Consider the following 15687-nt stretch of genomic DNA (forward strand, 5'->3'; position numbering starts at 1 on the left):
TTGAGCGGATGGAAGCCTGTATAAAAAGCCCATGAAAAAAGAGCGCTTTCAGGTACAGAACCTGGAGGCGTTCTTTTTCATGGACTTTTCCAGTCCTTTTCTAAGACAATACGTTTTAATAACACCCTTTAAAAAATTCCTCGTAGGATTCTGGTGCGGGAGTTTCCTCATAGGCGTCAAACAACAGGCTGATCAGCTCTTCCCACAGATTCCTGCTCACCTCTACATCCATATAATCGTTTGTCGATATGTAATATGACTCACTCGAACTGTCTTCATCCCAATGGTAGATTGTTTCAAAACCGGCATAAATCCGGTTTCCATTTCTGTCTTCCGATTCGTAGCTGTAGATATCTTTGCCGGCAAGACACGGATTGTGCCAGAAGATCTGCCCGGCGCCCATGAAATAGCTGTAACTGCTGTAAGTTGAAAGAAACAGGTAGACGTTATCCTGCTTCGGATCATATTTTAAACCGTAGAGTCCCGTATTCCGAATGATCAGCTCCGGCAGCCCATCGCCGTCATAGTCTGTATAATAGTAGCCGGAATCCTGTTTCAGTTCCTGCCTTAAAAATTCCTGGTCGCTTAAGGAGTCACTTCTCAGGATATACTGATACGTGTTTTCCTCATAATCCAGTGACCGGTATGCCCGGCAAAGCACCGGTTTCAGGTTGGTTACAGCCTGATAAAATGCCTTCCTGTATTTCCTGTCCATTTCTGAATCAAACAGAGATGTATCGACAGGATACTGCCTTACATGGAAGTCAATTGCCCGGATTTGATCGGAGGCAGCCTTGATCAGCTCCTTCGAATTAAGAGAATCGCCCGGAGACGGTTCTTCCTTCTGATACCAGGTGTTCTCATAGTCTTCCCACCGCTGGTAGTAATCCTGAGAGTCATCTTCGTGATCCTCATAGGGCCAGTAGCCGGCTTTTTGAATATACATGCGTTCCATACTGTTGTCCCATTTGAGAAGCGTATACGCGGTACCCAGGCCATCCGCGCGCCCATAGAGATACGTATACTGGGCAGTCATGATCTCGTAAATGCCGTCACCGTCCGTATCTACAGGCTTAAAGAGATAGAAACAGGGATCGGTGTTCAGCCAGTCAGTTTCATTATTTTCTCTGCCTTCATCGGTGAGGTTTCCTTCTGCGTCAAAGTATGGATTTCCCTCCGGGCCTTTGCGTGTGAAGACAGTGTAAAAACCGGCAGAGCCGTTTTGCACGGTATGGGTATATCCCTCTGAGAGATGAAGCGAAAAATACGTATCGAAATAGCCGTTTCCATCCGGATCCGGGCTGCCGAACAGTTTAGACGGACCGCCGTCAGTCAGGCGGTAGATAGCGCTCTCATAGGCGCCGGCGCCTCCGGTGATGCCGGTTAAATGCTGCATCAGGAGTTCATCCCGGCCGTCTCCATTAATATCCGCCAGATACCATTCATCATCGTAGGAACCGCCGCACAAAACCATGCAGGAGGTGCTGTCTTCACCGATAATGACAAGGACAGGAATTCCATATAGTGGGCTATTGCAGAACATAGCCCGGTAACAGACAAGGGTGAGTTCCGCTCCGTCAGCTGTGTACGTCTTTTCGGTCAGAGCAGCTCTTATGTAAGGTACGGCAGAATGATCGTATCCCAGTGCATCAGCAGCCAGGAATTTGAATTGATCGTACCCCGGGAGTTCTTCCGGCAGCTCCTTCTGGAAAGCGGAATTCTCAAGAGGAACCGGAAGCGTCTGCGTCGATACCATTTTTAAGATCAGGTTAAGGCCGGGGCAGACCACGATATAACTTTCCGAGCCGGGGCGTTTGTAATATTCTGCATCTGAGGGGATATCCCATGTAAAGTCAGATATCTTTAAGTCTTCCCACCAGTCCGGATTAACCTGTTCCGGAAGAATTTTCTTCATGTCCTTTGTCCAGAGCGGCAGATCGCCTGCAGCTACTGTAAAGGCGGCTCGGATATCATAGTCTGAAGGACCTGGAACCCGTCCTTTGGAGTTATCCTGATAAATAATGTGATACGCCGTATCGATGATCTCAGAAGGCATATCAAGATATCTGTCCAGGAAATCCAGCTTTCCGTCTCTGTCTTCGAAAACAGTACTTTTTGTATCCGTGGTGTAATCCGGAAGAGGATCACTGCCTCTGGTACTGTCTGGCGGTACCCGGCTGTTCGAATAGATGTCAAAGTCATCCGGGTGACCTGGCCCTTTATGATCCTCTGCTGTGCAGTACAGAAGAAGGAGAAATAGAAACAGCAGGAGTAAAAACAGCGGGAGTAAAATCAGAATGTAACGTTTTTTACCGAAAAATGCGTGGATGCCGGGGGACTTTGGATTTCTTTTGTTATTTTGTTTCTGCATTGGCGGCCCCTTTTGCCTTTCTCTAAAAATAGATGTAAAATCGTGAGGTTACCGTTAACTCAAACAATGGTTCTGTATACTTCTATTGTAGCATGGTGTTGTGGTTATCGCCATGATATTTCCGGAGAATATCATTACTTCTGCAGACGTTCCCGAAGGCACAAAAATACTCCTTATTGAAAAGAATCGCAACAGTCAAATTCCTTCCAATAAGGAGTTATTTTCAAAGATACTGTTTATTCCGCTGTCTGTACAGCGTAACATCCAGTTCCTTTTCGTATTAAAGATTAATAATTCTCAACTTTTCTTTCAAAATAAGCCTTCGGGTGTGCACATGTCGGGCAGATTTCAGGAGCTTCCGGTCCCTCATGAACGTATCCGCAGTTGCGGCACTTCCAGCCAAGAGGAGCGTCACCCTTAAAGGTCTTGTCATTCTTTAAGCTGTCAAGAAGCTTTAAGTAACGTTTCTCATGAGCGGCCTCTACTTTTCCAACATACTCGAACTTGATGGCTAACTCTTCGAAACCTTCTTCTCTGGCTTCCTCGGCCATTCTCTTGTACATATCAGTCCACTCGTAGTTCTCGCCTTCCGCTGCATCTGCAAGGTTTTCTTCCACACTGCCGATACCGTGGAATTCCTTGAACCACATTTTCGCATGCTCTTTTTCCTGATCTGCTGTCTCTAAGTATAAAGCAGCCATCTGCTCATATCCGGCTTTTTTTGCTACGGAAGCATAATAAGTATATTTATTTCTTGCCTGAGACTCGCCTGCAAAAGCGTCCATTAAGTTCTTTTCTGTTTTTGTTCCTGCATATTTAGACATGTGATAAACCCTCCTGATTATTATTTTCTTTTGTGTGCATCGTTTCAACGATAGCTTCTGACGTCACCAAATGGTTTTCCTGCGGTTCTTTCAGTGAAAAACCAGGGAACGGTATAATCATGTTATGCCGTCCCCTGAAGATGGTGAAGTGAATATTATGAATTAGCCAAAGTATCTGTCAAGCAGACCCTTGAATGCTTTGCCGTGGCGAGCTTCGTCTCTTGCCATCTCATGTACGGTATCATGAATTGCATCAAGATTTAACTCTTTTGCACGTTTTGCTAAGTCAACCTTACCTGCGGTAGCGCCGTTCTCAGCAGCAACTCTTAATTCAAGGTTCTTCTTTGTGCTTGCAGTTACGCACTCGCCAAGTAATTCAGCGAATCTGGAAGCGTGATCAGCTTCTTCGAAAGCTGCCTGCTTGTAGTACATGCCAATCTCCGGATAGCCTTCTCTGAAAGCGACTCTGGACATAGCTAAGTACATACCAACCTCGGAACATTCTCCTTCGAAGTTTGCTCTTAAGTCTTTGATGATATCTTCACGAACGCCCTGAGCTACTCCTAATTCGTGCTCAGCTGCCCATGTCATATCCTCTTCCTGTAATTTGAACTTCTCAGCCGGTACCTTACATACTGGACAAAATTCCGGAGCTGTCTCTCCTTCGTGAACATAACCGCATACTGTACAAACCCATTTCTTCATAATTCATGTCTCCTTTTCTTTTTTATATATTTGTATTTTTTAAACTTGTTTTGTTGTAATCAATAACAGTAATGATTACTGATATTAATTTAGCACATCTTTCTGTTCCTGTCAATACTTATTGCAAATTTTTTTCTAAACAATTTTTACAGGTACCGTAGAAATAGATGGTATGGCTGTCAACATGGCCGTCCGCATATTCCTGAGCCAGTTGGTTAATGTTATCCAGGGTTTTCAAAGGCAGGTCGAAGACCTGGCCGCAGTCCCTGCAAACAAAATGATAGTGCGGTGAAGTGTCTGCATCAAAATGATCTGCCCCATCTCCACATGTTAGCTTCTGAATTTCCCCCAACTCCACCAACAGATTTAAATTGCGGTAGACAGTCCCAAGGCTGATGTTTGGATATTCTTCGCGGATCGATGTGTATAGGGCGTCGGCAGTCGGATGGTCATGTCTGGCCATCAAACAAGATTTGATGGATTCCCGCTGACGGCTATACTTCAATGTCTTCATAGCAGCTCCTTTGCATTAAAATAGTAATGATACTGATAATGGTTACTATTTAATAATACACCACCAAAAGATGATTGTCAATGCCGTGAAGACCAAAAATGCAGGTAAATACGCGGTTTTTTCTATATTAGTATCGTTTTATATGTTTTCTCTGGCGATCCGGATGAATTCTTCCGTAGCCTGAGACAGATAGCGGCCTTTGTGGTAACCAAAAGCCAGAATCCCGTGGGTGCGCCCTTTGGGCAGGGAATAGAAATTAAGTCCCTTTTTGTTCCTGGGCATCTCGGTTATGAGTCCGGTCCCTGAGATAAACATCTTTGGATAAAAGGTGATCCCCATTCCTTTGGAGGCCAGGGCCAGTACCGTTTCAATATTTTCCGTCTCCAGAATGATAGAAGGCGTAATCTGGGCATCTTCAAAAATTTCATCGGCAATCGTCCGAACGCGGTTTCCTTTATTAATAAGAAGATACGGGCAATCCTTCAAGAGACGCACATCCGCATTCTCTTCCAGCTGACTCTTTACTTCCTCCTGCCGGCCGGGGAAAAAGCGGTCCAGGATCTGATCTGGTACAATGAGCAGAATCTCTTCTTCACAGATGGTGACGGTCTCCACATTTTCCGCCTTAAATGGAAGCAGGTCAATGATTAAGTCGATGTCGCCGCGGATCAGGGAAGTGCTTAACTCGGATGAATTGCCCTCTACCAGGTGAAGCTCAATGTTCGGAAATTTTTCGCGATAGACCGGCAGAATCGCAGGAAGGAGGAAACGTCCCCGTGTGTGGGACACTCCGATGGATATCTGGCCGGTGGTAAAATCCTTGATGTCTGCCAGCTGCCGGTAGGTCTCGTCCTTTAATTCCAGAAGCTGCTTGGCACGCTGCTTCAGCGCTCTTCCGGCATAGGTAAGTGTCAGCGGTGTCGTCCGGTTAAACAGCTGGACGTCAAACTCTTTTTCCAGATTGGAAATATGATTGCTTAATGACTGCTGGGATATATAGAGGCGTTTTGCTGCCCGGGTGATGTTGAGCTCCTCGGCGGCGGCCAGAAAATATTCCAGATTCAGAAAGTTGATCATAAGCACTCCTTCAGCCTGGGGATATACGGAAGCAGACGGTCCAGGGAACCGTTTACAATCAGCTCCTCCGGAAAGCCGGTCTCGTCGATGAGCTCCCAGGCAAGTTTATGATTTCCCACGTCAGCCTCAATGTGGGCGTCACTGTCGATGATGACAGATGCCTTGTACTGTTTACATAATTCCAGCATAACCCGGTAGTTTTCTTTCGCATGAATCCGCGTGCTCGCCGGATGCAGCGAACTGCTGTTGAGCTCCAGCAGCGTGTGATGTTCCGCGGCAGCGGCTACGACGGTGTCGTAATCGACAGGAAAACGACCGTCATCCGGGTGGCCGATAATTTTGACATAAGGGTTTTTGATGGCCCCTAAATAGGCATTGGTATTTTCCGCAACGGATCCGCATTTGTAACAGGGCTCGTGAATGCTGGCAATGGTGTAGTCGAGACGTTCCAGAATTCCTTCCCTTAAATCAATGCGTCCCGTGTAATCCAGAATGTTAAGTTCTGACCCCATCAGTATCTTTACGCCGAACAGAGTGCGCGGTATGACTTTAAAATTGATAAAGTAAAATTCGTGACAGGTGCCAGGCATCTTTGGTGCGTGGTCCGTCGATCCGAACAGCGTGAGCCCTTTCTCCGAAGCGGACCGCGCCATCTCGTAAAGCGTGTTGTAAGCATGGCCGCTTGCGGTGGTATGGGTGTGTAAATCCATAATATCTTTCATAAATAAGCACATGGAGGCCAGCGTTGCGATGAGCAGAATAAAAATCTCACGGTTCCTGCCAGGGCCTCTTCTCCTTTTTATTATACAATTTGTGTCAGCCTGAAGCGTAATCGTTCTAATTACAAATATACCATATTTTGGATAAAAGTAAACAGATTTGTCACTGAAAAGACCGTGTGTTACAGAGAGTTTTTGTGCTGAAAATTGATATTTTAGAGAAAAAATATTTCATTAAGACATTTGTCCTTTTATAAATCGATTTTTATGGAGTATAATACCAGTAACAGATCAATACTAATAGAGTTGTAAAAGGAGAATGATACAATATGGAAAAATATCGCAGAATTTTTACCATCGTGCTGGACTCCCTGGGGATCGGAGCGATGGATAATGCGGCGGACTATGGCGACGTGGGGACGGATACGCTGGGACATATCGATGAGAGGATGGAGAGTTTTCATATACCGAATCTGGCGAGAATGGGAATTGCGAATCTGCACCCGTTAACCCATGTACAGCCAGCCGAAAAGCCTCTGGCTTATTATACAGAGCTGAATGAAGCCAGTACCGGCAAGGATACCATGACCGGGCACTGGGAGATGATGGGACTTCATATTACAAAACCGTTTCAGACATTTACAGAGCACGGATTTCCGAAGGAACTGATCGAAGAACTGGAGAGACGTACGGGACATAAGATCGTGGGCAACAAATCGGCCAGCGGGACAGAGATTTTGGAGGAGTACGGAGAACACGAGATTGCGACCGGCGACATGATTGTCTACACTTCTGCTGATTCCGTGCTTCAGATCTGCGGAAATGAAGAGACATTTGGACTCGATGAGCTGTACCGGTGCTGTGAGATTGCCCGGGAGCTGACAATGAAAGATGAGTGGAAGGTAGGCCGTGTGATTGCAAGGCCGTATGCAGGCAGAAAGAAAGGGGAGTTCAAACGGACCTCTAACCGCCATGATTATGCGTTAAAGCCTTACGGAGAAACCGCTCTGGATGCCTTAAAGGCAGCAGGCTATGATGTGATAAGCATTGGCAAGATTAAAGATATATTTGACGGCGAGGGGATTACGGAGGCTTATAAGTCGAAGAGCAGCGTCCATGGTATGGAGCAGACCATCGAAGTCATGGATAAGGATTTTCACGGGCTGTGCTTTGTAAACCTGGTGGATTTCGATGCGCTGTGGGGACATCGCCGTGACCCGATTGGTTACGGGAAAGAGATTGAGCGGTTTGACGAGAAGCTGGGAATCGTTCTGAGTAAGTTAAAAGAGACTGATTTGCTGATATTAACGGCTGACCATGGAAACGATCCAACGTATACGGGGACGGACCATACGAAAGAGAAAGTGCCGTTTCTGGCGTATTCGCCATCCATGAGTGGGGGCGGAAGAATCCCCTCAGAAGATACTTTTGCTGTAATTGGAGCTACGATCGCGGATAATTTTGGAGTTACAATGCCGAAAGGAACAATTGGAAAATCGATGCTTAATGAATTAAAATAAGAGGTTACACGATGATTGTGTAACCAGGTGTAAGAACAAAACTGAATGAATGATGTAAAATGTGCGCCGGAAATGCTTAAGGAGACTGTGATCTCCCGGTATTTCCGGCGTTTTTTGCGTTTGCGGACCTCGGTTTAAAACTATGTTTATGATTACGGTCACACATTACAAACAATTTTAATTAATTTTCAAAAATACTCAAAATGTAACCAATTTGTAACCGATATGGTATATACTGGTTACAGACACTGGGTGAAACTATATTTTTTTGAAGAAAATGTAATGAAAATAGATAACGTAAAGGCTCTAAACTAAGGGAGAAAGAAAAAGTTATGACGATAGCAAAGATGAGTATGAACCGCAACTCTTCCCGTTACTTCAGGATATCGGTAAATGGATTTGAGAATGGTTGTTTGAGCGGTGTCATTTATCATGAAGGAGCAGCACCGGGGATCCGGTTCAGGAATTTCCTGGAGATGATGCTTCACATGAACCGGATATTTGATGAATTGGCATATCCGAAGAGAACGATGGATTACCGGAAGTTTGGCGGAACGAAGTTACCCAGACCACCCGTCCAGGAATATGATCAGCTGGAAAACGGTACTCTGGCCACATTTAATCTTAATGTAAAGTTCAGATACAATGCAAGCTGGCAGGGAGAGATCTTCTGGCTGGAAGGACAGGAAAAACAGGAATTTGAGAGCTTTCTGCAGATGACCTACTGGATTGAGCGGGTATTAAACGGACCGGTCGAACGGCAGCAGTTACAAAAGACCTCAAATGTCTGCCAGATCGCGGTAGATTCTTTCGAAGGCGGATTGCTGACAGGAAGCGTTCAGAACGCATTTCTCAATTATCTGGAAGATTTTACGGGAACCATAGCCCTGGCCGATGCCATGGGGCACTTTATCGGACTTGGAAGTCTGAAGGAGGACGATTCCGGAGGACAGGGCGATGATATCAGGATCATACCGGATAAGATGTGGTCCGTATACCGGGAAGGCGGGAAAGAAGCCACCTTTCTGATAAAAATCCTGTTCAGGGAGCATTCAACCTGGCAGGGTGTCATACGCTGGAGAGAAACCGGTGAAAAACAGGCGTTCCGAAGTTTTATGGAACTGGTTCTCCTGATGGCCTCCGCACTGGAAGGCAGTGACGGACGAATTTTATATGAAGAACGATATTTAAATAATTATAGAAAGAGTGCCCTAATGGAAGGGTAAGAGAGGGGAAACTATGAAAGGGTTAAAGAAAAAGTTTAGAAGAGGTCTGGCAGGATTTCTGTCATTTGTTCTTACAATGACTTCTTTTAACATGGTATCATGGGCGGATGTGGCGTCTGCTTTTGAGAAAGAGAATGCCACATTTGTGATGAGCGGGGAAGATTTGAGGGATTCCGCTCAGGCAGCCATTGATAATGGCGATGAATTTAATTTTGAGGATCTCGGTGTGGATACGTCCGACCGAAGCCTTGCAAAGGAATATCAGAGACTGTTTGAAACAGGTTCTGTGTTTGAGTTTGCACCGGCTTATGATATGGATGAGGAGGAATATGCAGATGGAGCAGAACTGCGTATGTTTATCCGTATCAATGGAGATCCGGAAGGATATCAGATTACAGGCGATGAGGATATCATTTTCCTGTATATCAATGATTCCAGTGCGAGAGTGACCTTCCGCTCCAGAATTGACGGTTATACGACACAGAAGGTTACAGTAAAGGGGAATTCCACTTTATTAGAAGCAGCTGGACCGACCGTGCCTTCAGATGGCGCAGGAGCAGCTGGTGGTGCCGGCGCAGGTACAAACGGCGCGGCAGGCGGCGAAGTACAGAACCCGGATGAGAATGCAGGCGGGGAAAATGGAACCGTTGAAGGAAATGTACAGAATCCGGACAGCGATGCTGCGGATGGAAGCGTACAGAATCCGGACGCAAATGCAGGCGAAGGAAACGGAACGACTGACGAAACCGTGGAAAATCCAGATGCCGGCGTAAATGAAGGAACTGACAATGGCACAACCGGAAGTGATATTCAGAATCCGGCAGGGAATGCAGATGAAGGTAACGGAACTGCTGGTGAAACAGCAGGAAATCCGGAGATTAATGGAAATAATGGCAGCGGTACGGCTGGAAGTGATATCCAGAATCCGGATGCCAATGTGGACAGCGATAAGAATGCAAATACAGGAAAAGATGAGCAGATCCAGAATCCGGCTGATCATTCTGGTTCATCCGATAATGGACAGAACTCTGAGAACGGCAAGACCGAAGAAGGCCAGAAATCAGAAGCCGGAGCAGATAAGCAGTCTTCAAATGATGACAAGGGCGGTTCCAATGCGTCTTCTGACGAAGGGAATGCTGGAAGCGGGGCATCTGACAGTGGATCTTCCGACAGTGGGGCCTCCAGTAGTGGAGACGCTGTAGTTTCTGCGGCTTCCGTGATCCGTAATTATACTCATATTCTGACAACCTCTGTGAACAATGAGGCGGGAAGTGATGAGAAAGCATCTTCTGATGAGAGAAACGAAGAGAAAGAAGTTGTTTCAGCTGATTCCGGTGATTCCAAAGAGAAGGCGGATGTCGGAGAAAAGAAGGATGCAGAAGAGGTTAAAGCAGATTCTGAAGACAGCAACAGCAGTGACAGTGATAATAAGGAAGCAGCGGCGGCTCCGGCTGATGATGTAGAAAGTAATACGGTTGATGATGGAGATAAGGCAGACTCTGTGATACCGGCCGATGGAGAAGGTCAGAATCCTTCTGACGATCAGGCGGATGGCCAGGGCGAAGTTACTGCACCGGCTGATAATCAGGATAACGCGGTAATCGATGATAACGTCAAGGATGAGGCAGATAAGAACGCTGCAGCGGACAGCAAAGCAGACGATACAAATGCAGCTGGAAATGATCATGGAGTAAACGCAGACGGCGGAAAGAATGATAATACTCCGGCGGTGGAGCCTGAAGATGAGGAAGAAAAAGAAGAAGTATCCAAAACAGGAACCACCAGCGGCAAGACATATGGTCAGATAGTATTAGATGAGTCTTATTATGCGAAGGCTTATGTTACCACTTTAAATAAGCTGCATGTTGATGTGTCCAAAGAAGGCTACGCTGTTACTTATACGGTTACACCGGTTGGTACGGCTGCTGTAAAGGGCGCTAAGAATGTAGAAGCAGGAAAAGATTTAACATTTACAGTAAAGCCTCAGGTTGGCTATGTGATTGACAGCGTAACTGCAAACGGGGAGAGCCTTGAAGCAGTTGAAGAGGATGATGCAACGGATTCTAATGCAGATACAGGCGTTAAGCGATTTGTTGTTCCGGAAGTTGAGGAAGAGCAGGAAATCGTTGTGGCTATGGCGGAGACCGGGGAGCATCCGGAATTTAATTTCAGTAAGACTCTGGGTGACGTTGTGGTGAGTCTTCATGCAGAGGAAGGGATTCTTCCGGCAGGAACTGTGGCTAAGGTGACGGAAGTTACGGAGAAAGTTGAGCAGGCTGTTAAGGAGAAAAAGGAACATGAAGAAAATACAGAAGTAAGTGCTGTATTGGCTTATGACATTAAACTTTTCCATGACGGTGAAGAACTGGATAACAGCTGGAGTGATAATGGATACGTGGAGGTCACTTTTTCTGGTACAGATATTGAAAAGAAAAGTGCTGTGGCCGACTCCGTTGAAGTTTTACATGTAGATACAGGTGAAGTAGATACAACAGATGCAGATATTGATAAAATTGCTGTTGAAGAAGTTCAAAGTCTTGAAACAGTAGCAGAAACAGTAAATGTAGAAGGCAATGATGCTGTAGGTGAAATTAGCTTTGAAGCGGAACATTTTTCGGTTTATACATTAACCTTCATAAAGAACAAAACAGAATATGAGTTAATTGTAAACTCGAGGGCATTCTCTGGCTATAGACCTGTAGAAAATTTCAATTATGAAAATAAAGTTTCCGTAGATGCAAATCGCGATATCATACCAGTAGCTGAATTGGCTGAAGAAACAATTACGGTTGATAACAAGAATTATCATTTTTCTAAGGCCACTGCCGAAAATAATTACGAATCTGCGAATGTCAATGGTATTACTTGTGATTCTGCAGGTGTCCTTTCGGGTGTTGGTACAGATGGAAAGAAAATAGAATTAGCAGATAATAATATTTACATTTGGTATGTGCCGGTTGGGGAAGAGATTTCTGTGGTATTCTATTACATGGATAAATCAGGACACGTGCGTTCTCAGCATGATGGAATTATACCTGCCGGTATGATTGCAGAAAACGCGCCAGAAGTAGATGGATACCGATTTAAGGAAGCTAAAGTAAGTGGTATTGGAGCTGGCACTGTTAATTATATAACAAAAGATGGAGATACAGTTTACTATAGTGATGATACCATAGGATCAGATGTTTCTTATGCATTGGTAGATAACCAAAAAATTGAACTCTATTATATAGAAAAATTTGAAGAGTTTAAAATTACCTATTTGGTTTCTGGAGATGATAAAAACAGTAAAAATGAATATGATGGGCCAACTATAGTAGAAAAAGGAGAGAATCTCATTTTTCAGGTGAAAGTAGCGGCTGGTTATGACGTTAGCATTTCTATTGGTAACAAAATCATTAATCCGGAAACGACTGCATTATCTGATAGAGTAAGAACCTACAGATATGGGCCGATTAATTCTGATACAACAGTTAATATCAAGTATAGTAAAATAAATCAGTTTTTATTTGATACAGAGTATATAAGAACGCATAATAATGCAGCTTCGGGTTATTTTCATAACGCTACGTATTCTCCCCATTCAAATGAAAAGGCTGGAAGTTATTCTGGTAAAAAAACATATATTCAAAACAATGGTAATTTAATATTTACTATGACTACAGCATCTGATATTTACTGGCAGATGAATGGATTTCAGGTCAATGATGTAGACATAGCTGTGCCAGCTGAGTATAAAGTGGGGGCAAAATCTTCTCAGACACTATATGATGAAGCGGGAAATGCAATTGTTAATATTAATATTAATTTAGTTTCGATTAATGGAAGGAGTTACTCCTATACTGTAACATTTTCAAATGTTTTGACGGATATTACAATAACTGGTGGAAACTTCAGAGCAAAAGATCATTCTGAAGTAATGCCAATAGATATAAGCGAAGGTGTCATAGCGGAATATCGGTATAAGGTAGCTGATAAATACCCGTGGAATCCGGCGGAATGGACTGCATGGCCTGGAACAGCTGTTAAAGGAAGTTCCCCAATCGGGTTTGAAGGAACAGATGATGTGATTGGTTTCCGATACAAGGCAAAGCCCGGATATACAGAGCCAACAGTAGTGGTTGATAAAGGTACTGTTTCCAAAATAACGTCGTCTGGCGAATATAAAGAGTTTGCTATAACAAAAACCTATGAATCTCTGCCAGCAACCTTATCTATAACGAATCAACCTATTATATATACGGTAAAGTATCATGAGAATGGAGGGATTTCTGGTACAGCACCTACCGATAGTAGCAGGTACTCTATAGAAGATAACCACAGTATTTATGTATCTACGAAAATACCAGGCAATGAAGATTCGCAACAGGTATTCCAGGGTTGGGCTTTAACTGCGGATGCAACAGAACCGATCGTGGGCACAAATCAGGAAATTGAATTAGCAGACATATTAAGTAAAGCACCAAAGACAGGCAATGAAATTAATTTGTATGCTGTTTGGACCATAAATCCAGCCGCAAAGTATGCGAATTATAAAATCGAGATTTACAGAGAAGGTGATAATGGATATTCTCATTTTGTTACTGAATATGGCCGGGGACTTGCAGATACCAGTTTAAGGTTAAAGACATCAAATTATGAGAATAAATATGAGGAAGATGGATACTACCTTAATTTAAGTGCTCCAGATACGAAAGTTACGATAGAAAAACTTTCACGGGAAAATGATAGTAACCAAAATGTATTTAGACTGTATTATGATTTGAAAAGATATACGATCACTACGCGGGTTGAAAACGGTTCAATCTTATATAATGGTGGAGATGTGAGCAATAGCCAGGTTTCTGCTAAGTACGGAATGGATGCAGCTTTTGACTATAGTGGATTAGATGATTATAAGCTTGTAAAGATTGAGATTGATGGGAAGGTTCTGTCCGCGGAAGAAATGAAAGCCAATGCGGATAGCTATACTTTCTATAATGTCAGAAAAAATCATAGTATTACAGTTAAATATGAGCAGTGGTATCAGGTTACATACGATAAAGGCATGGCCGAAGGAACTGTTCCGGTTGATAGTAAAAAGTATGAAAAAGGAGCTGAAGTCACTGTTTTACCTAATATCGGTTTAACATTAGAAACGGAATCTGAGCTTACTACATCGTTTATTGCCTGGACTCCCGATCTGGATTCTGAGGTAAAGACACTTTATTATCCAGGCGATCATTTTGAGATAGTTAAGGATACTGTATTATATCCGGTTTTCGCAGGAGATGGAAGCGAATATAGGACTATCACATTTGCTGCAGGGGATAATGGAAGTTTAGAAAAAGCGGGGACTACATCAAGCAGCTTTGCATATCCGATAGGCGCAGGTGACGTATTCGAAAAGGTTATTACAGGAGAAAGCTTTATACCGGTTCCATCGCCGAACACTGATTACAAATTTAGTAAGTGGAGTGTCGAAGGAGAAAATATACAGTATGCTTCAGCGAAAGAGTTATTTGAAGCATACGCTGAAAGTCCTGTAGATGATGATTTGGTATTTACTGCAGAATTTGTATCTATGAAGGATGCCGGTTATGAATTTTGGTTTAATGGTGTCGGGCTTGGTGATGCGCTTGATAATTTAGGAACATATGTGAAGAGTTCATCACAATGGATTATAAATACTGCATGGAATGCCGCTGGTTTTGATGGAGACTCTCTTCCTTTAAACACTATAAAAGAGGTAGAGGAGAGAGCTAATGAAGTAAGAAATTTATATGTACAGGAAACCGGTAAGACAAACCTTGTTTATAAATATTTTACAGTTGATCAGGAAAACGATTCAGGCAGTTGGGACAGTATATTTGACAGTACACAGAATACTGATAATGATTTTAAGACACTGAAACTGCGTTCAAACCATATGACAAGATATCATATTGTTTTTGAAGCAAGTATGGAGGTAACTGCCACTGCGCAAGAATTAACTTACGATGGAACAGCGCAGAATCTTCTAAAAAATGTAGCTGTTACAGTTAAGGAAACTGGTGAAGTAATTGAGGAACCAGAACTGACTTTTAGAGTGGCAAAATATGCAGATGGAGTTCTTGGAGATTATGAGCGGCTGGATACTCCAACGGGAGTTGAGGCAGGTAAATATTCTGTAGAAATCAGGGCAAGTAAAGAAGGTTATACAGATGTTAAGACATGGGTAGATGTAACCATTAAAAAGCGTATTTTGAAATTCAAGACTCTGTATAAGGAAAAGGATTATGATGGGAAACCGTTGACAAATCCAGTATTTGAAATAACCGAAGGGGATGCGGCACCAAATCAGGAACTGCAGGTATATGTAAACGGAAGCATTACCAATGTGGGGAAAATCAAGAATACTGTATCATCGCACCGGGTAGTAGCGTCTGGAACTGATGTGTCTGACAAGAATGCAAAAGACTATAAGGATAACTATGAGATCAGTTATTTTGAGGAAGATCTGGTAGTAAAAGCTGCAAAGGGAAACCGTGTGACGGTGGAAGGCCAGACTGTAGAGTATGATGGAAAGGCGTATGGGCTGATAAGTGCGTCTGCGGAGAAGGAAGGATCTACGCTGCTGTATTCGACCAACGGAACAGAATACAGTGAGACGGCCCCGACCTTTACGGAAGCAGGAACGCATACCGTATACGTAAAGGCGACGAATCCGAATTACAAGGAAACTGAAGCCGTAAGTGCGGCGGTAGTGATCA

9 protein-coding genes are annotated in these 15687 nt (G+C 43.8%); 3 read left to right on the forward strand and 6 right to left on the reverse strand.

What is annotated here, in order from left to right; genetic code table 11:
• Nucleotides 1-115: 115 nt before the first annotated feature.
• The 6 genes from NE473_RS14760 to NE473_RS14785 all read right to left on the reverse strand — a co-directional run bounded on the left by NE473_RS14760 (nt 116) and on the right by NE473_RS14785 (nt 6213).
• Nucleotides 116-2371, reverse strand: coding sequence for a hypothetical protein (locus NE473_RS14760; protein WP_055651962.1), 2256 nt, complete (start codon nt 2369-2371; stop codon nt 116-118).
• 287 nt (nt 2372-2658) lie between these two features.
• Nucleotides 2659-3195 carry a rubrerythrin gene (gene rbr / locus NE473_RS14765; RefSeq protein WP_022030365.1) on the reverse strand — a complete coding sequence of 179 codons (537 nt, stop codon included), beginning with the start codon at nt 3193-3195 and terminating at the stop codon, nt 2659-2661.
• A gap of 162 nt (nt 3196-3357) precedes the next feature.
• A complete protein-coding gene (locus NE473_RS14770; protein ID WP_022030364.1) occupies nt 3358-3900 on the reverse strand; it encodes an NADH peroxidase in 543 nt (180 codons plus the stop codon).
• Nucleotides 3901-4018: 118 nt separating this feature from the next.
• Nucleotides 4019-4414: a Fur family transcriptional regulator gene (locus NE473_RS14775; RefSeq protein WP_022030363.1), complete on the reverse strand. Its 396-nt coding sequence runs from the start codon at nt 4412-4414 to the stop codon at nt 4019-4021.
• Between the two features lie 138 nt (nt 4415-4552).
• On the reverse strand, nt 4553-5491 hold the full coding sequence (locus tag NE473_RS14780) for a LysR family transcriptional regulator (RefSeq protein ID WP_022030362.1): 939 nt from the start codon (nt 5489-5491) through the stop codon (nt 4553-4555).
• Entirely contained in the window at nt 5488-6213 is a 726-nt protein-coding gene (locus NE473_RS14785; protein ID WP_055651978.1) for a phosphatase, read from the reverse strand. Before NE473_RS14785 ends, NE473_RS14780 begins: the two co-directional genes overlap by 4 nt.
• Before the next feature lie 326 nt (nt 6214-6539).
• On the opposite strand from NE473_RS14785, the gene NE473_RS14790 reads away from it, so the two are divergent.
• The 3 genes from NE473_RS14790 to NE473_RS14800 all read left to right on the forward strand — a co-directional run.
• Nucleotides 6540-7730, forward strand: coding sequence for a phosphopentomutase (locus NE473_RS14790; protein WP_055651961.1), 1191 nt, complete (start codon nt 6540-6542; stop codon nt 7728-7730).
• A gap of 332 nt (nt 7731-8062) precedes the next feature.
• On the forward strand, nt 8063-8956 hold the full coding sequence (locus NE473_RS14795; RefSeq protein ID WP_055651960.1) for a hypothetical protein: 894 nt from the start codon (nt 8063-8065) through the stop codon (nt 8954-8956).
• Between the two features lie 13 nt (nt 8957-8969).
• On the forward strand, nt 8970-15687 hold a 6718-nt coding region (locus NE473_RS14800; RefSeq protein WP_256265299.1), incomplete at its 3' end, for a hypothetical protein.

It is taken from the genome of Hungatella sp. SL.1.14, from assembly GCF_024460495.1.
Lineage (GTDB): Bacteria > Bacillota > Clostridia > Lachnospirales > Lachnospiraceae > Hungatella > Hungatella hathewayi.

Excerpts from the sequence above, each read along its gene's own strand:
- NE473_RS14760 (WP_055651962.1), bottom strand. The coding sequence starts at position 2,371 with ATGCAGAAACAAAATAACAAAAGAAATCCAAAGTCCCCCGGCATCCAC.
- rbr (WP_022030365.1), bottom strand. The coding sequence starts at position 3,195 with ATGTCTAAATATGCAGGAACAAAAACAGAAAAGAACTTAATGGACGCT.
- NE473_RS14770 (WP_022030364.1), bottom strand. The coding sequence starts at position 3,900 with ATGAAGAAATGGGTTTGTACAGTATGCGGTTATGTTCACGAAGGAGAG.
- NE473_RS14775 (WP_022030363.1), bottom strand. The coding sequence starts at position 4,414 with ATGAAGACATTGAAGTATAGCCGTCAGCGGGAATCCATCAAATCTTGT.
- NE473_RS14780 (WP_022030362.1), bottom strand. The coding sequence starts at position 5,491 with ATGATCAACTTTCTGAATCTGGAATATTTTCTGGCCGCCGCCGAGGAG.
- NE473_RS14785 (WP_055651978.1), bottom strand. The coding sequence starts at position 6,213 with ATGAAAGATATTATGGATTTACACACCCATACCACCGCAAGCGGCCAT.
- NE473_RS14790 (WP_055651961.1), top strand. The coding sequence starts at position 6,540 with ATGGAAAAATATCGCAGAATTTTTACCATCGTGCTGGACTCCCTGGGG.
- NE473_RS14795 (WP_055651960.1), top strand. The coding sequence starts at position 8,063 with ATGACGATAGCAAAGATGAGTATGAACCGCAACTCTTCCCGTTACTTC.